26 protein-coding genes, 1 tRNA gene and 1 pseudogene are annotated in these 24,586 nt (G+C 71.6%); 11 read left to right on the top strand and 17 right to left on the bottom strand.

Annotated elements, in window-relative coordinates:
* The first annotated feature begins 17 nt into the window (after nucleotides 1-17).
* Entirely contained in the window at nucleotides 18-797 is a 780-nt protein-coding gene (locus WG212_RS07370; RefSeq protein ID WP_337186432.1) for a DUF169 domain-containing protein, read from the top strand.
* A 229-nt stretch (nucleotides 798-1,026) separates the two neighbouring features.
* A complete protein-coding gene (locus WG212_RS07365; protein ID WP_337186431.1) occupies nucleotides 1,027-1,236 on the top strand; it encodes a hypothetical protein in 210 nt (69 codons plus the stop codon).
* A gap of 82 nt (nucleotides 1,237-1,318) precedes the next feature.
* On the opposite strand, the gene WG212_RS07360 is transcribed toward WG212_RS07365, so the two are convergent.
* The 3 genes from WG212_RS07360 to WG212_RS07350 form a co-directional block, all read right to left on the bottom strand.
* Nucleotides 1,319-2,791 carry an amidohydrolase family protein gene (locus WG212_RS07360; protein WP_337186430.1) on the bottom strand — a complete coding sequence of 491 codons (1,473 nt, stop codon included), beginning with the start codon at nucleotides 2,789-2,791 and terminating at the stop codon, nucleotides 1,319-1,321.
* 76 nt (nucleotides 2,792-2,867) lie between these two features.
* Nucleotides 2,868-4,028: a serine hydrolase gene (locus WG212_RS07355; RefSeq protein ID WP_337186429.1), complete on the bottom strand. Its 1,161-nt coding sequence runs from the start codon at nucleotides 4,026-4,028 to the stop codon at nucleotides 2,868-2,870.
* A 68-nt stretch (nucleotides 4,029-4,096) separates the two neighbouring features.
* On the bottom strand, nucleotides 4,097-5,389 hold the full coding sequence (locus WG212_RS07350; RefSeq protein WP_337186428.1) for a tetratricopeptide repeat protein: 1,293 nt from the start codon (nucleotides 5,387-5,389) through the stop codon (nucleotides 4,097-4,099).
* Between the two features lie 188 nt (nucleotides 5,390-5,577).
* Between WG212_RS07350 and WG212_RS07345 the strand changes: the two genes are divergently transcribed.
* Together WG212_RS07345 and WG212_RS07340 are read left to right on the top strand one after the other, a co-directional pair.
* Nucleotides 5,578-6,690, top strand: coding sequence for an NAD(P)/FAD-dependent oxidoreductase (locus WG212_RS07345; RefSeq protein WP_337186427.1), 1,113 nt, complete (start codon nucleotides 5,578-5,580; stop codon nucleotides 6,688-6,690).
* A gap of 104 nt (nucleotides 6,691-6,794) precedes the next feature.
* A pseudogene (locus WG212_RS07340) lies at nucleotides 6,795-7,751 on the top strand (nitronate monooxygenase); the annotation flags it as partial.
* Between the two features lie 312 nt (nucleotides 7,752-8,063).
* On the opposite strand, the gene WG212_RS07335 reads toward WG212_RS07340, so the two are convergent.
* Genes WG212_RS07335 through WG212_RS07325 form a run of 3 tightly spaced genes read right to left on the bottom strand, consistent with a single transcriptional unit; the run spans nucleotide 8,064 to nucleotide 12,134 of the window.
* Nucleotides 8,064-9,302 carry a PQQ-dependent sugar dehydrogenase gene (locus WG212_RS07335; RefSeq protein ID WP_337186450.1) on the bottom strand — a complete coding sequence of 413 codons (1,239 nt, stop codon included), beginning with the start codon at nucleotides 9,300-9,302 and terminating at the stop codon, nucleotides 8,064-8,066.
* A gap of 22 nt (nucleotides 9,303-9,324) precedes the next feature.
* Nucleotides 9,325-11,106, bottom strand: coding sequence for an asparagine synthase (glutamine-hydrolyzing) (gene asnB / locus WG212_RS07330; protein ID WP_337186426.1), 1,782 nt, complete (start codon nucleotides 11,104-11,106; stop codon nucleotides 9,325-9,327).
* The gene (locus tag WG212_RS07325) at nucleotides 11,106-12,134 is read right to left on the bottom strand and encodes a glycosyltransferase (protein ID WP_337186425.1); all 1,029 of its coding nucleotides are present in this window, start codon (nucleotides 12,132-12,134) and stop codon (nucleotides 11,106-11,108) included. Before WG212_RS07325 ends, asnB begins: the two co-directional genes overlap by 1 nt.
* Nucleotides 12,135-12,250: 116 nt before the next feature.
* Between WG212_RS07325 and WG212_RS07320 the strand changes: the two genes are divergently transcribed.
* Nucleotides 12,251-12,327: transfer RNA gene (locus WG212_RS07320), tRNA-Met, on the top strand.
* A 174-nt stretch (nucleotides 12,328-12,501) separates the two neighbouring features.
* Here WG212_RS07320 and WG212_RS07315 read toward each other — a convergent pair.
* A complete protein-coding gene (locus WG212_RS07315) occupies nucleotides 12,502-12,720 on the bottom strand; it encodes a hypothetical protein (protein ID WP_337186424.1) in 219 nt (72 codons plus the stop codon).
* Between the two features lie 28 nt (nucleotides 12,721-12,748).
* Between WG212_RS07315 and WG212_RS07310 the strand changes: the two genes are divergently transcribed.
* On the top strand, nucleotides 12,749-13,078 hold the full coding sequence (locus WG212_RS07310) for a hypothetical protein (RefSeq protein WP_337186423.1): 330 nt from the start codon (nucleotides 12,749-12,751) through the stop codon (nucleotides 13,076-13,078).
* A gap of 12 nt (nucleotides 13,079-13,090) precedes the next feature.
* Here the strand turns inward: WG212_RS07310 and WG212_RS07305 are convergent, their stop codons facing one another.
* On the bottom strand, nucleotides 13,091-13,645 hold the full coding sequence (locus WG212_RS07305; RefSeq protein WP_337186422.1) for a class I SAM-dependent methyltransferase: 555 nt from the start codon (nucleotides 13,643-13,645) through the stop codon (nucleotides 13,091-13,093).
* An 87-nt stretch (nucleotides 13,646-13,732) separates the two neighbouring features.
* Complete coding sequence (locus WG212_RS07300) at nucleotides 13,733-14,779, bottom strand: DUF2125 domain-containing protein (protein WP_337186421.1); 1,047 nt, start codon at nucleotides 14,777-14,779, stop codon at nucleotides 13,733-13,735.
* A gap of 63 nt (nucleotides 14,780-14,842) precedes the next feature.
* Between WG212_RS07300 and WG212_RS07295 the strand changes: the two genes are divergently transcribed.
* Nucleotides 14,843-15,382, top strand: a complete 540-nt coding sequence (locus tag WG212_RS07295) for a gamma-glutamylcyclotransferase (RefSeq protein ID WP_337186420.1) — start codon at nucleotides 14,843-14,845, stop codon at nucleotides 15,380-15,382.
* Between the two features lie 152 nt (nucleotides 15,383-15,534).
* Here WG212_RS07295 and WG212_RS07290 read toward each other — a convergent pair whose 3' ends face one another.
* From WG212_RS07290 to ftsE, 4 genes are read right to left on the bottom strand one after another with little or no spacing between them, the layout of a single operon-like run.
* Nucleotides 15,535-16,239 (bottom strand): lysophospholipid acyltransferase family protein, encoded by a 705-nt coding sequence (locus WG212_RS07290; RefSeq protein WP_337186419.1) that lies wholly within the window; start codon nucleotides 16,237-16,239, stop codon nucleotides 15,535-15,537.
* A gap of 25 nt (nucleotides 16,240-16,264) precedes the next feature.
* Entirely contained in the window at nucleotides 16,265-16,891 is a 627-nt protein-coding gene (locus tag WG212_RS07285) for a YdcF family protein (RefSeq protein ID WP_337186418.1), read from the bottom strand.
* Nucleotides 16,891-17,784, bottom strand: a complete 894-nt coding sequence (locus tag WG212_RS07280; RefSeq protein WP_337186417.1) for an FtsX-like permease family protein — start codon at nucleotides 17,782-17,784, stop codon at nucleotides 16,891-16,893. The genes WG212_RS07285 and WG212_RS07280 overlap by 1 nt, the downstream gene beginning before the upstream one ends.
* On the bottom strand, nucleotides 17,781-18,521 hold the full coding sequence (gene ftsE / locus WG212_RS07275) for a cell division ATP-binding protein FtsE (protein WP_337186416.1): 741 nt from the start codon (nucleotides 18,519-18,521) through the stop codon (nucleotides 17,781-17,783). Before ftsE ends, WG212_RS07280 begins: the two co-directional genes overlap by 4 nt.
* 57 nt (nucleotides 18,522-18,578) lie before the next feature.
* Between ftsE and WG212_RS07270 the strand changes: the two genes are divergently transcribed.
* The 3 genes from WG212_RS07270 to WG212_RS07260 are packed head-to-tail and all read left to right on the top strand — an operon-like array spanning nucleotide 18,579 to nucleotide 20,366.
* Nucleotides 18,579-19,388, top strand: coding sequence for a DUF3426 domain-containing protein (locus WG212_RS07270; protein WP_337186415.1), 810 nt, complete (start codon nucleotides 18,579-18,581; stop codon nucleotides 19,386-19,388).
* Nucleotides 19,381-19,908, top strand: coding sequence for a phosphoribosyltransferase family protein (locus WG212_RS07265; protein WP_337186414.1), 528 nt, complete (start codon nucleotides 19,381-19,383; stop codon nucleotides 19,906-19,908). The genes WG212_RS07270 and WG212_RS07265 overlap by 8 nt, the downstream gene beginning before the upstream one ends.
* On the top strand, nucleotides 19,905-20,366 hold the full coding sequence (locus tag WG212_RS07260; protein WP_337186413.1) for a GNAT family N-acetyltransferase: 462 nt from the start codon (nucleotides 19,905-19,907) through the stop codon (nucleotides 20,364-20,366). Before WG212_RS07265 ends, WG212_RS07260 begins: the two co-directional genes overlap by 4 nt.
* Nucleotides 20,367-20,375: 9 nt before the next feature.
* Here the strand turns inward: WG212_RS07260 and lysA are convergent, their stop codons facing one another.
* From lysA to argH, 3 genes are read right to left on the bottom strand one after another with little or no spacing between them, the layout of a single operon-like run.
* Complete coding sequence (gene lysA, locus WG212_RS07255; protein ID WP_337186412.1) at nucleotides 20,376-21,644, bottom strand: diaminopimelate decarboxylase; 1,269 nt, start codon at nucleotides 21,642-21,644, stop codon at nucleotides 20,376-20,378.
* The gene (locus WG212_RS07250) at nucleotides 21,641-21,976 is read right to left on the bottom strand and encodes a hypothetical protein (RefSeq protein WP_337186411.1); all 336 of its coding nucleotides are present in this window, start codon (nucleotides 21,974-21,976) and stop codon (nucleotides 21,641-21,643) included. Before WG212_RS07250 ends, lysA begins: the two co-directional genes overlap by 4 nt.
* On the bottom strand, nucleotides 21,973-23,403 hold the full coding sequence (argH, locus tag WG212_RS07245; protein WP_337186410.1) for an argininosuccinate lyase: 1,431 nt from the start codon (nucleotides 23,401-23,403) through the stop codon (nucleotides 21,973-21,975). The genes WG212_RS07250 and argH overlap by 4 nt, the downstream gene beginning before the upstream one ends.
* On the opposite strand from argH, the gene WG212_RS07240 reads away from it, so the two are divergent.
* On the top strand, nucleotides 23,404-24,075 hold the full coding sequence (locus WG212_RS07240) for a TlpA disulfide reductase family protein (RefSeq protein WP_337186409.1): 672 nt from the start codon (nucleotides 23,404-23,406) through the stop codon (nucleotides 24,073-24,075).
* A gap of 43 nt (nucleotides 24,076-24,118) precedes the next feature.
* On the opposite strand, the gene WG212_RS07235 is transcribed toward WG212_RS07240, so the two are convergent.
* On the bottom strand, nucleotides 24,119-24,562 hold the full coding sequence (locus WG212_RS07235) for a helix-turn-helix transcriptional regulator (protein WP_337186408.1): 444 nt from the start codon (nucleotides 24,560-24,562) through the stop codon (nucleotides 24,119-24,121).
* Nucleotides 24,563-24,586 lie beyond the last annotated feature (24 nt).

The following is a 24,586-nucleotide window of genomic DNA, read 5'->3' as shown; positions in this document are numbered from 1 at the left end:
AACGAAGGGGGAGGATCATGAACGACGTGGGTGCGCCCGATTGGGCCGCGACGACCGCCGACCTGGAGCGGCTGCTCCGGCTGCGCTCGATCCCGTTCGGGATGAAGTTGTTCCGGGACCGGGCCGAGATGGAGGCGATCCCGCGCATCCGCCGCCCGCAGCACGTCCACACGCTGGACCAGGTGGTGGGGCAGGCCGCGCGCCTGGGCTGGACCGTGGGGATCACCGCCGACGACCTCGTCGGCGCCCAGTGCCGGGCCGTCGTCGGGCTGGGCGGGGCCAAGACCGACGAATGGCAGTCGGGTCGCCACATGACCGGCGTCTGGTTCGAGACCCAGGCCGACGCCGGCGCGCACCAGGCGGCCATGACCTGTGTGCCCGACGGTCAGTTCGAGGCGCTGGCGGTCGGGCCGCTGGCCTCGGGCAAGGTGGCGGACTGGGACATCGCCCTGTTCTACGCGACGCCGGGCGCGATGATCTATTTCATCAATGGGCTGCAATGGTCGGGCTACAAGCGCTTCGACTGGAGCGTGGTGGGCGAGAGCGCGTGCGCCGACAGCTGGGGCCGGGCGCTCACGAAGCGCGAGCCCAGCCTGTCGATCCCCTGCTTCGCCGAGCGTCGCTACGGCGGGGTGCTGGACGACGAGATGTTGATGGCCACGCCGCCCGAGCCTCTCGTCAAGGCTATCGCCGGGATGCGGGCGCTGTCCAAGAACGGCTTCCGCTATCCGTTCCCGCAATACGGCGTGCAGCAGGACGTCCGCGCCGGCATGGCGGTGAGCTACGGCGGCCCCTGAGCGCGCCGCAGGCGCTGTCCTTTAGAACCACGAAAACACGAAAGGACGCGAAATGAAGCGGCGGCCTGCTGAGAGGGTCCTTTCGTGTTTTTCGTGGTTCGAATCTTTGGCGCTGGCGCGCCGTACGGACTGAACGGCCGATAAACGCGCACCTCAGGCCGGCCTCAGCCGGGCCGCCGCATCCTGTCGCCATCGTCCGCAATTGCGCGGGCGTCGATGGAGACAGACCATGGCGACCCTGCCCGCCGTCCGCTGGCGGCTCCTGGACCACGCCGCGGCCCGGCCTGTCGAGGTCGGCGACGTGGTGTCGGCCGAGGCCGGCGGCATGCCGATCTTCCGCGTCGTGGGCCTGGCCGGCCCCAACGCCTGGGTGGACGACCCGCGCCGCCCCGTTCGCCGGCTGATGCCGCTGGCCGCCTTCCGGTGGCGAGGGGCGTAGGTGGCCGACCCTGCCGCTTGCCCTCTCTCCCCATCGCTCGTCATGGCGGGCACAAGGCCGGCCATGACGAGCAGGGAGGGGGTTACGGCCCCCCGCCGCTGGCGCGCATGAGGTTCATGAACTCGCGGCGGTTGCGCGGGCCGTAGGTCGCGAACGAGGGATTGGGCCGTTCGGCGTAGTTGGCCTTGTCCCGGGTCACGGCGTCGCGGGCCAGGTATTTCCGCACCGTCGCGGCGTCGAGGTCGTAGGGCTTCACCGCGTTCAGGCCGAACACCTTGGCGCGGAGCTCGGGGGTCATGCGCGGATAGCCGTACGTCGCCTGAAGCTCGTCCGAGATCTGGAACGTCCGGAACGCCTGGATCTGGTCCTGGGGCGAACCGTACCAGATGGAGTCGGTGCCCCAGAGCACGTTGTCCTCGCCCACCGCCTTGAACAGCTTGCCCATCATGTGCGCCGCGCTGGTGGGGTCGCGGGTCGAGACGAAGCGCCAGGTGGAGCCCAACTCGGCGTAGACGTTGCTGTTCGGCGCGATCCCGGCCTCGGCCAGCGAGGTCACCAGGGAGTCGACGCCATCGGTCCGGGCGGGATCGTGGGGACCCTCGGCTTTCCCGGCCACATAGCCCGAGTGGTAGATCAGGAAATTCATGTCGGGGAACTGCCTGGCGATCGGCCCGATGTCCCGGCAGGTCGAGTGCTCGTAGCTCCTGGGGCCGAAGGGCAGCCCCTTGTGGATGGCGATGTTCTTCACGCCCAGCGCGCGGGCCTTCTCGATGAAGGCGACGCCCACGTCGTCGGTCAGCCAGAAGCCTTCGCCGCCGGGCCCCCACTGGGTGTAGGTCTTGAAGGCGGTGATCCCGAAGCCCTTCAGGCGCTCCATGTCCTCCACGTCGCCGGGCTGGTTCGGATTGACCCGGGCGTGCAGCATCAGGCGCTTCGAGCCCTCCATCCTCTCGACGATGGCGCGGGTCGCGGCGGCCTCCTCGATGGTCAGCGGCTCGCCCTCGCGGGTGGAGGGGACGAACGACAGGACCATGATGTCGGTGTCGGAATCGAGGAAGACGTCCTTCACGAACTCCTCGGCCCCCAGGCAGCGCAGGTAGGCGAGGTCGTCCGGTCCTTCGGCCAGCCCGCATTTGGCCTTGTCGAAGTCCGACAGGGGCCGCGCGCCCTTCGGCACGGTCTTCAGCCAGGCGCCGGTCGGGTTCACGAAGTGGCCCTGGACGTCGAAGATGAACTCGGACTTGCCCAGCTGCGCGCTCGCGAGCTGGGGCTCCAGGGCGGCGGCGTCCGCGACCTCGAAATAGCCGCCCGTGCGGCCCGCGGCGGCGTGGGCCGCATTGAAGGCCGCCAGCGTCGAAGCCGCGCCGCAGGTCGAGGTCAGGAACGCGCGCCGGCCCACGCCGAGGCGCTTCGCGAAGGCCTCGGCGCGCTCGGAGGCGAGGTGGTTGGCGTAGATCTCGCTGCGGTCCAGCGGGATCGGGGCGAATTCGCCGTTCGAGGTGGAGTCCAGCTTGATCGGCAGGCGGCGGCCGTATGGGTCGAGGTCGTCTGTCATGGCGTTTCTCCCGTTTCCCCGCGCCCGAAGACTGTCACGGGGAGGTAGGCGCCACAACGAACGGGGGCGTGAAGGCCTACTTCGCCGCCGCCCGGATCGCCTCGTAGAGCGCCAGCCGCGCCGCCCCCAGGTCCTGGCCCACGGCGGTCGGCCAGGCGGAGTTGACCACCACGACCAGCTTCTCCCCGGGCACGATCAGGATGCCCTGGCCGAAGATGCCGCGCGCCTCGTAGCCGCCCTGGGGCCGCATCCACCAGAAGTAGCCATAGCCGGGCGGCGGGGCGCCCTTGACGATCTGGGGCGTGGTCGCCTCGGTGGTCCAGCCGTCGGGCAGGACGGGCGTTCCGTCGGCCATGCCGCCGTCCAGCATGAACTGGCCGATGCGACCATAGTCGCGCAGCGTGATCGACATGCAGCAGCCACCCCGCTCGTGGCCCGCGGGATCGACCATCCAGATGGCGTCGCGCTCCATGCCGTAGGGCCGCCAGATCTTCTCGGAGGCGTAGGCGGCGAGGCTCTTGCCCACGGCGCGCGAGACCAGGATGCCGACGAGGTCGGTCTCGCCGGTGTTGTAGTTGAACAGGGTCCCCGGTTCGTGCGCGCGGGGCAGGCGGGCCATGTAGGTGACCAGCGGGTTCTTGCCCGGTTCGATCGGCAGGCTGACCGAGCGGGCCACGTCGGAGTTCGGGTCGGTGTAGTCCTCGTTCCACTTGACGCCCGAGCTCATCATCAGGAGCTGCCGGACGGTGACGCCGTCGTAGCCCGAGCCCTTGAGTTCCGGGATGTAGTCGGTGACGGGCGAGGCGAGGCTCGCGATCTTGCCCTCGCGGATGGCGGCGCCGGCCAGGGTGGAGGTCACCGACTTGGCGACCGAGAACGAGGTCCACCTGTCGTCCGGCCCGCGTCCCAGGCCGTATTCCTCAAGCAGGATCTCGCCGTCCTTCAGGACCAGGACGCCCGAGACGCGGTGGGCGTCCATGTAGTCGCGGACCGTCCAGGACCTGCCGGCATGCGTCCATGTCGGCGCGATCTGGCGCGCGGCCCTGGGCAGAGGGCGCACCTTGTCGCCACGGGCCACGGTCTCGACCTTGTAGACGCTCTCGATCGAGCGGTACCAGTCCGCCTGTTGCTGCGGAGACCATACCAGGATCGAGGGAATGTCCGGCTTGACCGGAACCTGGGCGGCCGCCGCCCCGCCAAGCGCCAGCGCCGCCGCCAGCCCGAGAACAGTCCGCATATTCGAAACCTCCCCATGTTTTGCCGAGCAGGCTAGGGGGCGTCGTCAGCGGCGCCTAGTCATCGGCCTCACATCACCGTGCGCGCGTGTCCCGGAAGCGGGATCGTCCCGGCGCGCTCGTCCAGCAGCATCGTCTCCAGTCGCGAGTCGCCCGAACGGCGGGCTGCGGCGATGAGGGTGAGATCCAGGACATCGCGCTGGGCGTGACTGCCGCCGAAGCGGTGGAGGCGGTCGCGGGTGTCGCCCAGCAGGCGCGCCGCGCGGGCGTAGTCGCCGTCGCCGAAGGCGCGGACGGCCTCGCAGGCCGGCAGCCCCGCCTCGCGCACGAAGCCGGCGTTGTCGCCCGTCCCCGCGAGCGCAGCCGACTGGGCGTCCAGAAGAGCCGCCGCCTCGGCGTCACGGCCGGCGCCGACGAAGGCCATCATCGCATGCACGTCGACGAAGGCGGACTGGCCACGCGGCTCGCGGGCGAAGTTGTCGGCGAGCGCTTCCCAGCGGCCGCCGGAATCCACACCCAGGAGATGGAGCCGCCAGAGCAGGGCGGCGGCGTCCACCATGTCGAACGCGAAGGTCGACCCCTCGCCGTAGAGCGGCCCGTCGTACAGTTCGAGCGCCGCATCGGTCTCGCCCAGGCCAAGGTGGAACAGGGCCGTGTGCCACCAGTTGTGGACGCCGAGCTGGGCTTGCGGTTGCCACGCGGTATTCTCGTGGCGCATCCAGCGGACGCCGTCGGCGTGGCGGCCCTGCATGACCATGACGTGCGCCACGGCGTGCTGGCCCCAGTTGTTGGTCGGCTCCAGCGCGACGCACCGGCGTCCGGCCGCCTCGGCCTCGTCGTAGCGGCCGGTCTCCTCCAGCCCGAACGCCAGCAATCCCTGGACCGCGTGCCATTCCGGGCGGTCAGGCGACCACGCGGGCAGCGCCGCGGCGATCCGGTCGTGGAGGCCGTGCGCATCGCCCAGCAGGAAGTCCAGGGTCTGGCCCACCTGGAGCGCCAGGACATCGTGCGGATGCTGGCGTGAGACCTCGGTCATGATGCGCGCCGCCGCCTGGACCTCGCCCGCCACCAGGCGATCCAGCGCGGCGACGTGGCCGGCTTCGCGGGCGTTCATCGGCAGGCCGCGGGCCGTCCCCAGGGCCTGCAGGCCCATCGCCGCCACCTCGGTGTTGGCCGCGACCAGCGTCATCCAGGCCTTGAGCGCATGGGCCATGACGAAGCCGGGGCTGTCGGAGAGGGCCGCCTTGAGGGGCGAGAGGCTGTCGCCAGCGTAGCAGTGGAAGCGTTCGCGGGCGGCCTGGTAGAGGTCGGCCGCCGCGGCGCTCGCCCCGGTCATCTCCAGGCCGTGGTGGTCCCTCGTCATGCGCGCGTCCTCGGATCGGGGCCGCATCCTGTGATCGCGCGGCTCAAGGCCCATCCTTGAGGCGCCGGCGCGGCGGCGTCACCGTCAAATGCCGCGCTCGATCCGGCCGCGGAACGGCTCGGCGGGCCGGCGCGCGTCAGCGGGACGGGCCGATTTCCCGGGGGCCGCGTTCCGCGCTATGCCGGGGCATGGCCGAGTTCGATTTCGATGCGGTGGTCGTGGGCGCGGGCGCCGTGGGGCTGGCGTGCGGCCACGCGCTCTCGCGACGCGGCCTCGCCGTGGCGGTGCTGGAACAGGACGCGGCCATCGGCCAGGGCGTCTCGTCGCGCAACTCCGAGGTGATCCACGCGGGTCTCTACTATCCTACCGGCTCGCTGAAGGCGCGGTTGTGCGTGGAGGGCCGGCGGAGGCTGTACGCCTTCTGCGACACGCACCATGTCGCGTACGACCGCTGCGGCAAGCTCGTGGTCGCGACGACCGAGGCCGAATTGCCGCGGCTGGCGGTGATCCTGGCGCAGGCCCGGGTCAACGACGTGGAGGGGATGGCCGAGCTGAGCCGCGACCAGGCCCTGGCGCTGGAGCCGGAGCTGGCCTGCGCCGGCGCCCTGCTGTCGCCCGAGAGCGGCGTGTTCGAGAGCCACGCCTATATGCTGGCGCTGCAGGGAGAGATCGAGGCGGCCGGCGGCGCGGTGGTGCTGTCCACGCCGTTCGAGGGAGCGACGCCGCTGGAGGGCGGTGGGTTCGAGGTGCGCGCCGGCGGCGCCGAGCCCACGACGCTGACCTGCCGCCTTCTCGTGACCGCGCCCGGGCTCTCGGCCCAGGCGGTGGCGGGACGGATCGAGGGGTTCCCCGCGCACCTGATCCCGCCGGCGCACTACGGCAAGGGCGTCTATTTCAGGTTGACGGGCAAGGCGCCGTTCCGCCGCCTGATCTATCCGCCGCCCATCCCCGGCGCGCTCGGCACGCATTATCGCCGCGACCTGGGCGGGCAGGGGGTGTTCGGGCCGGACCTGTCGTATGTCGAGGCGCCGGACTACAGCGTCGATCCGTCGAAGGCGGACGCGTTCTATCGCTACATCCGCAAGTTCTGGCCGGGCCTGCCCGAGGGCGCGCTCAGCCCGGACTATGCCGGCGTGCGGCCCAAGCTGCACGGTCCCGGCGAGCCCCAGCCGGACTTCCGCCTCGACGGGGCGGACATCCACGGCCTGCCGGGGCTGGTCGCGCTGTTCGGGATCGAGAGTCCCGGCCTGACCTCGTCCCTGGCGATCGGCGAAGAAGTGGCGGCGCGGCTGGGACTATGAGGCCATAGGCTCGTCCTTCTTTCGAGAACCGGAATTCTTGTTCATATTAGCCGGCCGTTTGGATTTGACGCCGTCCCGGCGATAGTCCCGGACAGAGGGAGAAACGTCGCATGAAGAACCGCATCACCGAGATCCTGGGCAGCCGGTATCCGATCCTCCAGGCTCCGATGGGGTGGATCGCCCGCGCCCAACTGGCCAGCGCCGTGTCGAACGCCGGCGGGTTCGGGATCATCGAGACGTCGTCGGGCCGCCTCGACGAGCTGCGCGAGGAGTTCGTGAAGATGAAGACCCTCACGGACAAGCCGTGGGGGATCAACGTGGCCCAGGCCTTCGTGCGCGACCCCGACATCGTGAGCTTCGTGGCCGACCAGGGCGTGAAGTTCGTCACGACGTCGGCCGGCGACCCGAACAAATACTGCGAGGCGCTGAAGGGACGGGGCCTGACGGTGTTCCACGTGGTGCCCACGCTGGCCGCGGCGCAGAAGGCGGTGGCGGCGGGCGTGGACGGCCTGGTCGTCGAGGGCGGCGAGGGTGGCGGTTTCAAGAACAGCCGCGACGTGGCCACGATGGTCCTGCTTCCGTTGGTCTGCAGCAAGCTGGGGGTGCCGGTGATCGCGGCCGGCGGAATCACCGACGGGCGCTCGATGGCGGCGGCCTTCGCGCTCGGGGCGGAGGGCGTGCAGATGGGCACGCGCATGGTCTCGGCGGCCGAGAGCCCGGTCCACCAGAACTGGAAGGACATGATCGTGAACGCGAAGGAGACCGACACGGTCTTCCTGAACCGCCAGGGGCCCGGACCGGCGCTCCGGGCGCTGCGCACCGAGCGGACCACGCGGCTGGAGCTGGAACCGCCGGCCAACATCATGGGCGAGCTGGCGAACGCGCTGGACCTCTACTTCGGCGGCGACATGGAGGCGGCGATCGCGCTGTCCGGCCAGGTGGCGGGGCGCATCGAGAGCGTGAAGCCGGTGGCCGAGATCCTGGCCGAGACGATCGCCGAGTTCGAGGCGGTGACCGCGGAACTGGGCGCGAAGTACGGCCGCGTGGGCGAGCCGGCCTGACGTGGCCGGCGTGAGCCTGGCCCTGAACCTGATCACCCGCAGCCGCATCGAGCGGCAGCTCTGGGCGCCGGTGGCGGCGGGACTGCTGGCGTCGTCCCTCTGGGGGGCGCTGAACGGGTAGACCTGCGAGGCCGCGAAGCGGCGCCTCTCGAAATTCAAGGAACCCCGGAAAACACAGAAGGACACGGAGCCGCGATTTCCGTGTCTTCTGTGTGTTCCGTGGTCGCCATGACAGAGCCTCCGCTCGCGCGGAGGCTCGATGGAGGTCCGTCCGTTCGTGATGGTTTTCGTGTGGGTTCGTGGCTCAGCCGCCTACTTCGGCGCGACGCGCAGCACGCGGCCCTTGTCGTTGTCGGTGGCGACATAGAGTGCGCCGTCGGGGCCGACGACGACGTCGCGCAGGCGCTCGCCCACCTCGGTCAGCAGGCGCTCCTCGCCGACCACCTTCTCGCCGTCCAGGGTGAGGCGGGCGAGGTGCTTGGGGGCCAGGCCGGCGACGAACAGGCTGCCCGTCCAGGCCGGGACCTTGTCCGACGTGTAGAAGGCCATGCCGCCTGGCGCGATCACGGGGTCCCAGTAGTAGATGGGCTGCTCCATGCCGGCCTGCCGGGTGATCCCGCCGGTGATGGGGCCGCCGGCGTATTCGATCCCGTAGGCGATGGTGGGCCAGCCATAGTCCTTGCCGGCGCGCACGATGTTGAGCTCGTCGCCGCCCCGTGCGCCGTGCTCGACCTCCCAGAGGTCTCCGGTCCGTGGATGCAGGGCGGCGCCCAGGATGTTGCGGTGGCCGATGGAGTAGATCTCGCCCGGCGCGCCCGCCTTGCCGACGAACGGATTGTCCGCAGGGATCGAGCCGTCGGAATTTATCCGGACCACCTTGCCCAGCGTCCCATCCATCCTCTGAGCCTGCATGCGGCCCTCGGTGATCGAGCGCTCGCCGCCGGTGATGAACAGCGTGCCGTCCCGGGCGAAGACCAGGCGGCCGCCGTAGTGCTTGGTCGAGGCCAGCGCCGGCGTCTGGCGCCAGATCACCTGCACGCCCTCCAGGCGCGGCGCCGCGCCGTCCAGCACCAGTCGGCCCCGGGCGACGGCGGCGTTGTTCTTCCCGCCTTTCGGCGGCTCGGCGTAGAAGAGATAGACGAGGCCGTTCCGCGCATAGTCGGGGTCGATGGCGAGCCCCAGGAGGCCGCCCTGGTCGCGCGCGTCGACGGCGGGCGCGCCCGCGACCGGCGGCGACAGCACGCCGTCCTTGAAGTGGCGGAGGCGGCCGGGCTTCTCGGTGATCAGCAGGCTCCCGTCGGGCAGGAAGGCCAGGCCCCAGGGCTTGGAGATCCCCGTGACGTAGTCGCTGACCTCGTAGGCCACGTTCGCCTTCATCTCGGGCGCGCGGGTCTGGCCGGCGAACGCGGGCTTCTGGTCCCGGCCGTTGGCGGCGCCGGTCTCGACGGGGGCGCCCGCGGTGGCCTTCTCCTGGGTTTGGGCCTGACCGGGGTCGGCGTTGCAGGCGGCGACAAGGGCGGCGGCGCCCGCGGCGAGCATCAGCGATCTCATGGTCATCCTTTGTCCTACGTCCCTACGACAGCGACCCTACAACAGCGGCGAGGGCGTCGTTCGGTTGCGCGCCGTCCAGGTGAATCAGCGCCCAGACGGCGAAGAACAGCAACCGCCATCGCATCGGTCCCCCGGCCAGCATGCGCGCGCCCGCGTCGGGGCCCGCCAGGCGGCGCACGGCCTCGACATCGCCGATCCGGCGGGCGATGTCGGGGGCGCGGGGCGCGATCCAGGCGTCCACCGGCACGGTGAAGCCCTGCTTCCTGGCCCAGGGCCGGGCGGCCGGGCAGGCGCGTTCCAGCCAGCGGCGCAGCAGCCACTTGCCATAGCCACCGCGCACCTTCGCCCGATCGGGCAGGCCCCAGGCGAAGGCGGCCACCTCCCGGTCCAGGAAGGGGGTGCGGCCCTCCAGCCCGTGGGCCATGAGGCAACGGTCCAGCTTCAGCAGCAGGTCGGCAGGCAGCCAGGTGGCGATGTCGGCCCATTGCGCCGCCTGGAGCGGCGAAAGTCCTGCCGGCGTCGCCGCCGCGGCGCGCCAGGCGGCCAGCGTGGCGTCGGCCGCGCCGCGAGGCTCGGCGGGCCGGCCGCCCAGCCAGCGGGGCCGGAGCGCGCGGCGATAGCGGCCATAGCCGCCGAACAGCTCGTCGCCGCCCTCGCCGGTGAGGACGACGGTCAGGGTTCCCTTCGCCGCCTCGGCCAGCGTCCAGGTGGGCAGGACGGCATAGTCGGCCGTCGGATCGTCCAGCGCCCAGGCGACCTGCGGCAACACCCGCCAGAAGTCGGCCTCGCCGAAGGTGGTCTCGCGCCAGTCCAGGTCGAGCGCCCGGGCCACCGCCTCGGCCGCCGCCCGTTCGTCGGCCGCGCCGGGCGCGTCGAAGCCGCAGGTGAAGGCGGTGACCGGTCGCTGGTTCAGACGCGCCATCAGCGTGGCGATGGCCGCCGAGTCGACGCCGCCGGAGAGGAACAGGCCGTAGGGGACGTCCGAGCGCTGGTGGACCCGTACGCTGTCTTCCAGCACCGCGTCGAGGCGGTGGAGCAGATGCTTCTCCCCTGCTTTTGCGGGGGAGGGGGACCCCGAAGGGGTGGAGGGGGCGTCCGGGGCGGCGCCTTGCGCCCCCTCCGTCGGCTTCGCCGCCACCTTCCCCGCCCTGCGGGGAAGGAGCGGGGAGGTTCGCCAGCCGCCGGTGATCCGGCCGTCGCGGACCTCGACCACCTCGCCCGGGACCAGGCGGCGCAGACCCTGGAAGGGCGTCTTCTCGTCCAGCACATAGTTGAGGTCGAGCAACTGCCGGGCCGCCGTCTCGTCCAGCGCCCGCGCCATGAGACCCGCCGCGAAGAACGCGCGCGGCTCGGAGGCGAAGGCCAGGCCGCCGGCGTGCTGCATCAGGTAGAGCGGCTTGATTCCGAACGGGTCGCGCGCCAGCCAGGCGCGGCCGTCGGCGCCGATCAGGCAGAAGGCGTACATGCCGCGCAGCCGGGCGAACGCCGCCTCGCCCTCGCGCGCGTACAGGTGCAGCAGGGGTTCGAAGTCCGAGCCGGTGGAGAGCACGTCCGCCAGGCCGTGGTCGCGGGTCAGCTCGACGTAGTTGTAGATCTCCCCGTTGCCGATGACGGTCGCGCCCGCAGCGTGCAGGGGCTGCCAGCCGCCGTCCAGGTCGATGATCGAGAGTCGGGCGTGAGCCAGCGCCGCGGCGCCGGCGCGTTCGATCCGTATGCCGTCCGGGCCGCGGTGGCCCAGGGCGCGGATCATGGGTTGGGCGGCGGCCTGCCCCTCGCCGCCCAGCGTCCCGGCGATGCCGCACATCAGGCGGCCCCGTGGTCGGCGAACAGGAGCTTCCAGCGGGCGACGACGGCCGCCTCCGAGAACTCGGCTTCGACGCGGGCCGCGCCCGACGCGGCGAAGCGCGCGCGCAGCATGGGCTGGTCCAGCAGTTCGCGGACGCCCGCGGCGAGGCTGTCGGGATCGTCGATGGGGACCAGGCGGCCGTCGTCGCCGTCGCGGATCAGGGCGCGCGGTCCCTGGCTCTCGGCGGCCACGACGGGCAGGCCGTGCGCCCAGGCCTGGATCACCACATTGCCGAGCGGCTCGTAGCGGGAGGGGAAGACACAGATGTCGGCGGTCCGATAGAGGGCCGAGGCGTCGGTCCGCCAGCCCAGGAACCGGACGCGGCCCGCCACGCCCAGCGCCTCGGCCAGGCCCTTCAGCTTGGCCTCGAGGGGGCCGGCGCCGGCGATCCAGAGCCAGGCCTCCGGAAGCTGCGTCAGGGCCTGGAGCGCGACGTCGTGGGCCTTGGCCTCGTGCAGGCGCCCCAGGGCCAGGAGGAGCGGCGCGTCCTCGGGCGTGTCCAGGCTGGCGCGCGCGACGCCTTCGCCCTCGGCCGGGGCGGCGGCGAAATTGGGGATGCAGGTCACCCGGCCGGCCGGCCAGCCCTGACCCACGATCCAGTCGGCGATGTCGTCGGTGTTGGCGACCAGATGGTCGAAGCCCTTGTAGTACTTGAGGTTGTAATATCCGCCGAGGCGGCCGATCCGAGCCCAAGGCCCCCGGGGCGTATGGCGCGCGGCGCGGTTCATCCAGGCCAGCGCGACGCGGGTGCGGTGGATCGCAGCGAAGCCCGCCGCCGCCGGCCGGGTCAGGATGTCGAGCGGGCCGCCGAAACGCAGAACCCGGACCGGGACGCCGGCCTGAGCCAGCCGCGCCTCGCGCGTCGGATTACGGCGGATCGCCGCAGCCTCGTCGACGCCCGCGCGCCGGAGCGCCTGGACCAGGTCGACGAAATAGGTCTCGGCGCCGCCTTCGCCGGCCGTTCCCAGGAGGTGCAGGACGCTCATGCCGGATGCGACCCTAGCGCTTCGCGGGCGCGCGCCCAAGCGCCTGACGTCGGGCGCTTGAAGCCGGACGCCTCTCACCCTATAACCCGCGCCTCGCGCGGCGCGCGGCTCTGAATGGCTGGGTAGCTCAGCTGGTTAGAGCGGTGGATTCATAACCCACAGGTCGGCGGTTCGAGCCCGCCCCCCGCCACCAGAGCCCCGCCGCGCGATCGTTTCCCCGAATCTCGAGAAGCCGTCGCTTCCCCTCAAACGGCGCAAAGCCGATCCTGGGGTCGTGCGGCCAAGGCGCCTCGCGGGATCCTGCGCCGGAGCCGATGCGGCCGTCAGCGGGGGCCGTCGCCCGGACGGCGGCGGTTCGCCCGGTGGCTCAGGCCGCGTCGCGGTCGGTTTCGCCCGCGGCGGGCGCCGCGCCTTCGCTGTTGACGGTCACCATCGCTTCATAGCCCTGGGCTTCGGCCTTGTGGGCCGCCCCGCTCGCAGCGGCGATGGCCGTGTCGAGGCTGGAGTAGGGGCCGAACCGCTTGCCGTTCAAGCCCACCGTCCACACCCCATCGATGAGGTCGACCGTGTAGTTCACCTGCGGCATGCCCATCCTCCGAGCCGGAAGGCCTTCGATGGCGCCCCGATTCGGCGTCCCCGGCGAGGTCGGCAAGGTGAATCTCCGCCTAACCATGCGTCTGGCACGCCACTTGTTGCGTAACACCTCAGACGGGCCAAAACGGCACGTCGGCCGGATGGAGGCAGTGCCGATGGCGTCTTCCGTTGTGGTGGCCCGTTCCAAGCCGGACGGGCTCGAATACCTGGCCCAGGGCGCGCGTATCGCCTGGACCGAAGCGTCCGATCTCGCCCAGCATTTCGAGACCGTGCGCGAAGCGACCCGGGCGGCGATGCGCCTTCCCAGCCGCATGCGTGCGTTCGCGCTGCCGGTGCAGCCGGACGCGTAGGGGCGTAGGGGGTCAGGCCGGTGCGGCCTCGCCCCACTCGTTCCAGCCTGCGAACCGGGGCGTGCCGGGCAGGTACATGCTGTCCTGGCGCGAGATCTCGAAGCCGGCGGCCGCGATCGCCGTGGTCACCGGCCGCGTGAGATGGCAGCCGCCCCCCAGGCGTTTCCAGATCGGTTCGATCCGGCGCTGCCACCTCGCCACGCCGGCGTCGGGCGCCAGTCCATGTTCGCAGAAGAAGAAGCGACCGTTCGGCTTCAGCACCCGGCGGGCCTCGGCGAGCGCCGTCGCCGGAGCCTGGACCGAGCAGAGCGTGAAGGTGCACACGACGCAGTCGAAGCTGGCGGCCTCGAAGGGCAGGTCCTCGGCCGTTCCATCGTCCACCCGCACCTTCAGCGCCGGATCGCGCGGCGCGGCCTCGGCGACGGCCCGCAACTCGCGCGCGGGATCGACCCCCACCACTTCCGAGACCTTCGCCGGATCGTAGAGCGCCAGGTTCAGGCCCATGCCGATCCCGAGTTCCAGAACCCGGCCGTGCGCCTGGGGCACGATCTTGGCGCGCTGCTTCATTATCGGCGGGGCCGAGCAGGCGCATCTGAGGAGGCGCGGAAGGACGAAGCGGTCGTAGAGCGAGGCCATGCCCGGAGGATGGCCCAGCTAGAGCGGATCGTACACCTTCGGCGCCGGCGCGATGGCCACGGGGCCGAGGGTGGTCTGGCCCGCCTCGAAGTGGAGTGTGGCGCGGGCGACGTCGCCGGTCTCTCGGGCCTCGGCCACGGCTGCGGCGGCCGCGGCGCGGTCGGCGGGGATGGCCCCGGCGGCCCCGATCTGGGCCAGGGCCTTGGGGGCTTCGCGCAGCGAGACGTCCAGCAGGCCGCTGACCCGGCCGTCGGCCCCGACGCGCAGGGCGCCCGAATTGACGCCGAGCAGCGCGTCGCCGGCGGTGAGGCCGCCGCGCTTCACCTCCATCCGCCCACCGGCGGCCGACCAGTTGCGGACGACGGTGGGCCAGCTATCGCCCTTCAGCGCGCTGGCCTTGGAGAGGCGGCCGTCCCATTCGATCGAGATCGGCTTGTCGCCCGCGATACGACCCAGGAGCCCCGGGAACTGGCCGCCCTTGCCGTCCTTCACCGAGAGCCAGACGCCGGCCTCGTCGCCCACTTCGGCGGGCGCGCGGCGGACGTGGAACTCCACGCGCTCGGCGGACTGAAGGCTGAAGGGATTGGCGCCCGCCGCCGGCTGGAAGGTGAGGCCCACGCCCTCGAACGACAGGCTGGGCGGGGTGTCGCCCGGATGGCTGACGCTCGCGCGGACGTACTTGCCGGTCACGCGGACCGGCCCGCCGGCGGGGCGTACGAAGGTGAGTCCGTCCGGCGCGGCGATCAGCCAGTGGGTGGGCGCGTGCAGGAAGGCCTGACCCTCCAGGCGCGGCGCGGCCAGCGCCCAGCCCGAACGGTCGCGCATCCGCGCCTCGGTCAGGTCGATGTTGAGCCGGAAGGGATAGCCGCCGATCTTCCGCTCGCGCCAGCTCAGATCGTAGCCGGCCTCGCGCAGCATCGCGGCGCCGCGCTCCAGGCCGGCCTCGGCCTGGCCGCGCGCCCAGAACCAGGCGCCTGACCATCCCGCGATCAGGAGGACGGTGATCGCGGCGACGATGATCGGCGTGCGGCGGCTGTATTTGCGGGGCGGGGACGGATCGGGCACAGACATTCCGGTGAGGTTTGGCCAAGAGGTTTTGGCCAGCGGGCGTGGCCGGGACAATCGGGAATGGCGTCGGAAAGGTGGGTCTTCGGCTACGGTTCGCTGATGTGGCGGCCGGGGTTCCCCTTCGCCGAGCGTCGGGAAGCCACCTTACACGGTCGCCGCCGCGCCTTCTGCATCTATTCGGTGCATCATCGGGGCACCTACGAGCGGCCCGGGCTGGTGCTGGGCCTGGCGCCCGGCGGCGCCTGCCGTGGCGCGGCCTATCGCGTGGAGGACGCCGACTGGGCCGGGACCTATGCCTATCTGGTGGAGCGGGAGCAGCCGACCGAGACCTATGTGGAGGCCCGCCGGCACGTCCGGCTCGACGACGGCCGGCGCGTGGAGGCCCTGTGCTTCCTGTCCGACGTGCGCCATCCTCAGTGGGCGGGCGCGCTGGGCCTGGAGCGGCAGGCGGAACTCATCGCCGGCGCGACGGGGCTCTCCGGCCGCAACGTCGAGTACCTGCGCGACCTCGTCGTCCACCTCCGGCAGATGCGGGTTCGCGACACCGCGATGGAGCGGCTTCTGGGCCTGGTGGAGGCGCTGGAGCGCGGCGCGACCTGACTGTCTGACCCCGAAAAACACGAAAGGACACGAAAGGCCCGCGTAGCGGGCGTTTCTCGGCTCGCACGAAGGGCGATCGCCTGCGAACGGTGGAGGTGGGGCCGCCGCAGGATCTTGAACCTCTGCGCCCGCAGCGCGCAAGGCGAACCTCTTTACAGCGCCAGCAGTTCGGCCGAGCGCGTCTCGATCCGTTCTTCGAGCAGGCGCATGAACTCGGCCCGCTTGAGGCCGGGCTGGATGGGTTCGAGGTATTCGAAGACGATGGTTCCCGGCCGGCGGACGAACCCGTGGGCCGGCCAGTGGACCCCCGCGTTGGTGGCGATGGGACAGACGGGCACGTTCAGTTCGCGATAGAGAGCCGCGATGCCCGGCTTGTAGTCCGGCGTGTCGCCGGGCGCCTTGCGGGTGCCTTCCGGAAAGATCACCACCTGCCGGCCCTGTTTGAACAGTTCGGCGCCCTCGCGGATCACCTGGCGCATGGTGGTGGCGCCGCCCTCGCGATCGATGACGATGGTGCCGACCTTGCGGGCGTACCAGCCGAACCAGGGAATCCAGGCCAGCTCCTTCTTCATCACGAAGGCCGACGCCGGCAGCCAGGTGAACTGGGCGAAGACGTCCAGCATGCACTGGTGTTTGGGCGCTACGATGGCGGCCCCGGCCGGAATATGCTCGCGGCCGCGCACCTCCACCTTGATCCCGCAGATGGCCAGCATGCCGACGACGCCCCGGCCCCAGACGTGGAACAGCGCCAGCGTCCAGCGGGCCGGGCCCAGCAGCACGGGCGTGGCCAGGACCGCGCAGGCGGCGGTCCACAGGTAGAATAGCGCCACGTAGGTCAGCGAACGGACGACGATCACACCGGTCCTCTCACGGTTGGCCTTCTCACGGTTGGGTTGACTTCGGCCGGGGGTCGTCGCGAGGGCCCAGGCTCAGCACCAGCTCACGGATCAGGATGGCCAGGTACTTGCTGTACTCGGTGATCATCAGCCGCGCGGCCGCCGGGTTGCGCCACCAGCCGCGGGCGTTCAGCGCGCGGGTGGGCACGGCGTAGGTCTGCGTCGTCACGCCCGCCGGGCGCAGGACGGCGTTCAGCTCCAGCATGGCGCGCGGCATGTGGTAGTCGGCGGTCACCACGATCAGGTCCTCGTAGCGCATGGCCCGGGCCCAGTCGGCGGTTTCGCGGGCGTTGCCGACGGTGTCGGCCGCGGTGAAGCCGAGATCGACGCAGCAGTCGTAGAGCGGGCGGACCGCGCGCGAGACGTTGCGGATGTCCTCGCGGCTGGCCTGGCGGTTCACGCCAGACACCAGGACGCGACGGCCGTAGCCGTCCTCGAGCAGGCCCATCGCCGCGGCCAGCCGCTGGTTCGAGCCCGCGCCCGTGAGCACGACGATGCCGTCGGCCTTGCGCGGCGCGCGCACGGGCGTCTGGCCCTGGACACGGTCGGCGAAGGCGAGCAGGCCGCAGAACCAGATGAACGCCAGAACCAGGAAGGCGGCGACGGACTTCATCAGAGCCTGTGTATCAGTCGCCGGGCCGTGATGCGCGCCGCAAGCGCGGCCACCAGGGCGGCCAGCAGGGGGCAGGGCAGGACCGACAGCAGGTCGGTCCAGGCTATGGGCAGGGCCGGCGTCAGACCCTGGCCGCCCCCGGCGACGCGCAGCAAGGCCCCCGCGACCGCTGCGCCCAAGGCGCCGACGGCCCCGGCGACCGCAGCGATCTTGGCGAAGCGGATCTCGAAGAGGCCGGCGATCTGGCTGTCCTCGGCGCCGGTGAGATGCAGCACCTCGACCACATCCCGCCGCGCTGCGAGCCCCGCGCGGGTGGCGAAGGCGATCACCGCGGCGGCGGCCCCGGCGATGAGCAGGAAGACGACCGTGGCGGTCCAGCGCACCACCCCTGCCGCGCTCTTGATGTCCTCCAGCCAGACGGAATGATCGTCGACCGCCGCGTCCAGGTCCTGGGCTTTCAGCGCCGCGTCCAGCGCCTCGCCCGTCGCGGGCGTGGCGCGGTCGAGGCTGACGGCGACCAGCCGCGGCACGGGCAGGTCGTCCAGGTCGGCGGTCACGTCGCCCAGCCAGGGCCGTATGAGGGCGTAGGCCTCCTCCTTCTCGAGCGCGCGCGCCTCGGCGACGCCGGGCACGCCGGCCAGCACCTCGGCGGCCCGGGCGGCCGCCGCGTCGGGCGTCTCGCCGCCGCGGGCGCGCACGATGACGGTGGCTTCGCCGGAGATCTCGCTGGCCCAGCCGTCGGCCGCCCGCGCCCCGGCGATGGCCGCCAGGGCGGTGAGGCACGCAAGGAAGCACAGCACGGCCACCACGAAGAGCAGCGCCGGGTCGCGCGCGTCCTTGTCCGGCAGGAAGGAGGCCGGCCGCCAGCGGGCGGGATCGAAGGGCTCGCTCATTCGACCGGAGCCTGTTCCACCGGGCCTTGCGGCGGCAGGGGGCGCAGGCGGCCCTTGTCGAGATGCAGCACGGGCCGCGCCGAGCGGGCGACCAGGTCCTGGTCGTGGGTGGCGATGATGACGGTCGTGCCCAGGCGGTTGAGTTCCACGAACAGGCGGTAGATGCGCAGCGCCATCTCGTGGTCGACGTTGCCGGTCGGCTCGTCCGCCAGCAGGATCTCGGGCCGGCCCACCACGGCGCGGGCGATGGCCAGCCGCTGTTTCTCTCCGCCCGCCAGAGTGGGAGGCAGGGCGTGCATCCGGGCCTTGAGGCCGACCCAGGCCAGGAGTTCGGCCACGTCGTTACGGTATTCGGCGGGCTTGTGGCCGGCGATGCGCAGCGGCAGGGCGGTGTTGTCGAAGGCCGACAGATGGTCCAGCAGCAGCAGGTCCTGGAAGACCACGCCGATCCGGCGCCGCAGTCGCGGCAGGTCGCGGCCGGGAAGGATCCCTACGCCTTCGCCGAACAGGCGGATCGAGCCCGACGACGGCCTGGCCGCGAGATAGATCAGCTTCAGCAGCGAACTCTTCCCGGCGCCGGACGGACCGGTCACGAAGTGGAACGAGCCGCGTGGCAGGGACAGCGACACGTCGCTCAGCACCTCAGGCCCGCGCCCGTAGCGCATGGACACGCCGGAGAAACGGAGGATTTCGTCGGCCGGCGGCTCGACCGCGGCGGTGTGGGCGTTTCTGGACATGGAGGCCGAAATCGGCGACCTCGGAGTGAGGGTGCTGGAGCGTCCGATTCGCCCGTCATGATACTGACCTGTCCAGAGTGCGCCACCAGCTATTTCGTGGACGAACTGCGCATCCCGCGCGGCGGCCGGATGGTGAAGTGCACCAACTGCGGCGCCCGTTGGCGAGCCTTTCAGGATGGCCGTGAGGCGGAGCTGTCGCCGTCCGAGGACGACCTCGTCGTCGAGGGACCGCCGGCCGAGCCCGCGCCGCCGGCGGAGGAAGACTCCATCGTTGCGCCGGAGCCGCGGATGCGGCGAAGGCCTGCGCCGCCTCCGAAACCGAAGCGTTCGCCGGTGCTGGCCATCGGCCTGGGCGTGCTGGCCGTCCTGGCCGTGGGGACCGGCGCGGGGATCCTGCTGCGGCATCAGATCGCCGGCGCGATCCCGGCCACCGCGCCGGTCTTCGCCGCCCTCGGCCTTCCGGTGAACACGCTCGGCCTCGTGATCGAAGGCGTGGCCTCGAAGCCGGGTTTCCAGGGCGGCAGGCCCGTGCTCTCGGTCACGGGGGCCATCCGCAATGTCCGCAAGGACGCCGTCGAAGCGCCGCCGATCCGCGTCAGCCTGCTGGACCGCAACGGCAAGGTCGTGGCGGGTGTCGCGGCCCAGCCGTTGAACGCCAAGGTGCCGCCGGGGGCCACCCGCTACTTCGCACTCTCGCTGCTCGATCCGCCGGCCGGCGCGCACGAACTGGAGGTGGCGTTCGACCCTGCCGCCGAGGCCGTGGTTCCGGCGACGCCACGGGCCGAGGCGCCGCCCGACGTGGCGCCGCCCGCCGAAGCCCAGCCGCTGCCGCCCGGCAGCCCCGACGCCCTGGAGGCGCATGACTGATCCCACGCCCGCCGTCCTGATCCCCGAGGACGAAGTCGCCCGCCGCGTGGACGCCCTGGCGGCCGAGATCGCGCCGCGTATCGACGACGAGACGGTGGTGGTCTGCCTGCTGACGGGCGGCCTCTGGTTCGCCGCCGACCTCACCCGCGCCCTGGCCCGCCGCGGTCGCCTCGTGCGGTTCGACGCCTTGTGGCTGGCCTCGTACAAGGACGAGCGGCAGTCGTCCGGCCGCTGCGAGGTGCGGGCCGACCTCCAGCGGCCCGTCGCGGGGCGCAAGGCGCTGATCGTGGACGACGTGTTCGACACCGGCCTGTCGCTGTCCGAGGCGTACCGGCTGGTCCGCGACTCCGGCGCCAGTGAGGTCCTGACGGCGGTCTTCGCCCGCAAGCCCTGGCCGACGCCCCGGACGCTGGAGCCCGACTTCGTGGCCTGGGAGGCGCCGGGACGGTTCCTGGTGGGCTACGGCCTGGACGTGGCCGGGACCCTGCGCGGGCTGCCATACATCGGGGCGATGGATTGAGTCTTTCCATCCGCGTGGACGACCTCGCGGGCCAGCCGGTGCGTGACCTGCTGGCGCTGCATCTTGCCGGAATGCGCGACAGCTCTCCGCCCGGCCATTCGTTCGCGCTGGACCTCTCGGGGTTGCAGGTTCCCGAGGTGACGGTGTGGAGCGCCTGGCGTGAGGGCGCGGTCGTCGGGGTCGGGGCGCTCAGGATGCTGGGCGGCGGCGTGGGCGAGATCAAGTCCATGCGCGTCCATCCGGACCACCTGGGCCAGGGCGTCGGCGCGGCGATCCTCGAGCACATCCTGGACGAGGCGCGCCGGCGGGGCCTGGGGCGCCTCAGCCTGGAGACCGGCAGCGGCCCGGCGTTCGAGGCGGCGTTGGCGCTCTACCGCAAGCGTGGCTTCCACGAGGGGCCGGCGTTCGGCGACTATGAGAAGAGCCCGTTCAACCAGTTCCTGCACCTGGACCTTTGACGGCCGGCTTTACTGCCAGGGCGGCGCCTGCTCGCGGGCCAGCATCTCGTCGTAGGTCGGCCGGGGACGCACGACGGCGAACTTGTCGCCCTTCACCAGGACCTCGGGGACGAGGGGGCGGGAATTGTACTCGCTGGCCATCGCCGCTCCGTAGGCGCCGGCCGACATGAAGGCCACGAGGTCGCCCGACTCGAACGGCGGCAGGTCCCGATCGCGGGTGAAGGTGTCGCCCGTCTCGCAGACAGGTCCCACGACGTCGTAGGACGCCGGCTCGCCGGGTCGCGGGCGGATGGCACGGATGTCATGGTAGGCGTCGTACATGGCCGGCCGCAGCAGGTCGTTCATGGCTGCGTCCAGCACCAGGAACCGGCGGCCCCCGGGCCGTTCGTGAATGTGGTTCACCCGCGCCAGCAGCACCCCGGCGTTCGCAGCGATCACCCGGCCCGGCTCGAAGGCGAGCTGCACGTCCAGCCCCGCCATGACGCGGCCGATCATGGCCGCGTAGTCGGCCGGCGAGGGCGGCTCGGGCTGGTTGAAGTAGGGCACGCCCAGGCCGCCGCCCAGGTCGAGCCGCTCGACCGGCAGGCCTTCGCGCTTCAGCCGCTCGACCAGGCCGCGCATCTTGGCGAAGGCGGCTTCCATCGGCGCGAGGTCGGTGATCTGGCTGCCGATGTGGCAGGCGACGCCGGCGGGCCGCACGCCGGCCATGTTGGCGGCGTTGGCGTAGAGGCGCTCGGCCTCGGAGAAGCTGACGCCGAACTTGTTCTCGGCCTTGCCGGTGGCGATCTTGGCGTGGCCGCCGGCCGAGACGTCCGGATTGACCCGGACCGCGATCGTGGCCCGCCGGCCCAGGCCCTGGGCCACGCGGTTCACCAGGTGGAGTTCCGGCTCGGACTCCACGTTGATCTCGGCGACGCCCGTCTCGACGGCGAAGGCGATCTCGGCCTCGGTCTTGCCGACGCCGGAGAAGACGATCCGCTCGGGCGGCACGCCGGCCGCCAGGGCGCGGCGGATCTCGCCCTCGGACACGACATCGGCGCCGGCGCCGAGGTCCGCGAGCGTCCGGAGCACCGCCACGTTGGAGTTGGCCTTCACCGCGAACGCGATGAGCGGGTCCTTCAGGCCCGCGGCCAGCAGAGCGTCGCGCAGCACGGTATAGTGCCGCTCCAGGGTCGCGGTGGAGTAGACGTAGACCGGCGTGCCCACGGCCTCGGCGATGCGCGACAGGGGTACGCCTTCACACGCGAGTTCGCCCTCGCGCAGCTCGAAATGGTTCATCGCGGGTTGGCGTAGGGATCGGGCAGCGCGCCCTGGGGCGGCAGGCCGCCGGGGCCGGTGTTGGTGCCCGGGATGGGCAGGGTGCGCGGCGGCGCGGGGTCGGTCGAGCGATCGCGCGGATCGACGGTGTCGACCGGGCGGCTCGGGTCCTGCTGGCGCTGGGCGTCGTCGGCGGCGCGGGTGCTGTTGCGCTCGGCGCCGAACAGCGGGCCGGGCCGTTCGAGCTGGCCCACCTTGCCGCAGCCGGCCAGGCCTCCCGCGAGGGTGAGGCCGGCCGTGAGGATCAGGACGCTCGCGAACGCCCGCTTGCGGAGTGTCATGCCGGGGGTCATGCGAGGGCTTCCTTCCAACGCTCGATCTGCGCCCGGACCTGGTCCGGCGCGGTTCCGCCATAGCTCCTGCGGCTCGCAACCGAGGCCTCGGGAGTCAGCACATCGTAGACGCCCGCGGTGATCCGCGCATCCAGCGCCTGGAGTTCCGCCAGCGGAAGGTCCGGAAGGCCCACGTCCAGGGCCTCGGCCCGCTTCACGGCCGAGCCGGTGATGTGGTGGGCGTCGCGGAAGGGCATCCCCAGTTCGCGCACCAGCCAGTCTGCCAGGTCGGTGGCGGTGGAGAAGCCGGCGCCGGCGGCGGCCTTCATCGTCTCGACGTCGGGCTGCAGGTCCGCGACCATGCCGGCGGTGGCCGAGAGCGAAAGCTCCAGGGCGTCGAACGCCTCGAAGGTGGGGACCTTGTCCTCCTGCATGTCCTTCGAATAGGTCAGCGGCAGGCCCTTCATCACCACGCTGAGCTGGGTGAACGACCCCAGCAGGCGGCCCACCTTGGCGCGGACCAGCTCGGCGGCGTCGGGGTTCTTCTTCTGCGGCATGATCGACGAGCCGGTGGTGAAGGCGTCCGACAGGCGGACGAAGCCGAACTGCGGCGTCATCCAGATCACGATCTCCTCGGCCAGTCGCGACAGGTGCGTGGCCGCGATGGTCGCGGCGGCCAGGGACTCCAGCGCGAAGTCACGGTCGGCCACGCTGTCCAGCGAGTTGGCGGTCGGCCGGTCGAAGCCCAGGGCCTTCGCGGTCTGCGCCCGGTCGATGGGGAAGGGCGATCCCGCCAGCGCCGCGGCGCCCAGGGGACTCTCGTTCATCCGCGCCCGCGCGTCGGCGAACCGCGCCGCGTCGCGGCCGAACATCTCGACATAGGCCATGAGATGGTGGCCGAAGGTGACGGGCTGGGCCGGCTGGAGGTGGGTGAAGCCCGGCATCACCGTATCGGCATGGGCTTCGGCCTTGGCCAGGAGGGCGCCCTGGAGCTCCCGGAGCTGGACGATGGTGCGGTCGCACGCGTCGCGGACCCACATGCGGAAGTCGAGCGCCACCTGGTCGTTGCGCGAGCGGGCCGTGTGCAGCCGCCCGGCCGCCGGGCCGATCAGCTCGCGCAGCCGCGCTTCCACGTTCATGTGGATGTCTTCGTATTCGTCGCGGAACGGGAAGGTCCCGGCCTCGATCTCGGCGGCGATGGCCTCCAGCCCGCCCTGGATCGCGGCGGCGTCCTCGCCGGAAACGACTCCCGTGCTAAATAGCATCGCCGCATGCGCGCGGGAGCCGGCCAGGTCCTGCGCCGCGAGCCGCTTGTCGAAGCCGATCGAGACGTTGATGGCCTGCATCAGCTCGGCCGGCTTCTGGGAGAATCGGCCGCCCCACATGGCCTGCCCCCCGAGGTTCGCCGGGGACGGGCTTGCGGGCGGGTCGGAAGGAGACGAGGTCATATGAGCGAAGGTCCGGAAGCGGGCAGGCAGGGTGTCGAGGAACCCGGCGGTCGGGCGAGGGCGCCCAGAGGCGGGTTCCTCAACTGGGCCCTCTGGGGCGCCGCCCTCGTGGGCGTCGCGGCGGTTGTCTACATCATCGCCCAGGCATCTTCCAACCAGCCCGGAGCATCGTCGGCGCCGGGTCAGCCGGCGGCCAGGGCCGCCGCGGGGTTCGCCGAGAAGTTCAAGCGGCCCGGCCAGCCGACACCGCCGCCCGACTACGTCTTCTACGACGACGCTGGGAAGGCCATGAAGCTGGCCGACCTGAAGGGTAAGGTGGTCGTCATGAACATCTGGGCGACGTGGTGCGCGCCCTGCAAGGTGGAGATGCCGACCCTGGCGAAGCTCCAGGCCGCCTACAGGGGCCAGCCGGTGGAGGTGGTGGCCGTCAGCATCGACACGGTGGAGGATGCGGCCAAGGCGCGGCTGTTCATCGCCCAGAACGACCCGCTGAAATTCTACCACGACCGGGAGAAGAAGATGCCCTTCAAGCTGGTCCCGATGGCGCCCGGCGCGCCGACCACCGTCGTCTACGGCAAGGACGGACTGGAGGTCGGCCGCGTGGAGGGCGAGGCGGACTGGGCGTCACCGGAAGCGCGCGCCGTGGTCGACGCGGCCTTGGCGGCGGGCTGACGCGGGCTCGAGTCGAGGCTCGGGTTCGGGTTCAGGCTCGGGTTCAGGCGGGGACGGTCGTGCGCTCGGCCTTGTCACGCGGCGCCGGGGCCGCCAAGGACCGTTCGGCCGTCAGGGTGCGGACCAGATTGACCAGCGAGCTGCGGACGTCGGACGGCAACCGCTCATAGGCCGACAGCAGCTCGAGCGCGCCCGGCGTGCGCATGCGGGTGAGCAGATCCAGGTCCTCGCCCGTCTCCTTGTCGGCCCCGTCGAAGACGTCCATCAGATCGGTGACGCGGCACTTCAGCGCGCGCGAGATCTGGACCAGCCGCGAGAAGGAGATCCGGTTCGTGCCGTTCTCGTACTTCTGGATCTGCTGGAAGCTGACGCCGCACTGCTCGGCGAGGGCTTCCTGAGACATTCCGATCGTACGGCGCCGAATCCGCACCGCCGCCCCGAGGGCGATGTCCATCGGGTCGGGCGCCTTGGTCGAAATCTCGGACATGTCGTACCTCCATGGTGCGAGTGT

The sequence above is a fragment of the Phenylobacterium sp. genome, from assembly GCF_037189685.1.
Classification (GTDB): domain Bacteria; phylum Pseudomonadota; class Alphaproteobacteria; order Caulobacterales; family Caulobacteraceae; genus Phenylobacterium.
Note: the sequence above shows the minus strand (reverse complement) of the source record. Positions and strands in the feature narration are given on the sequence as shown.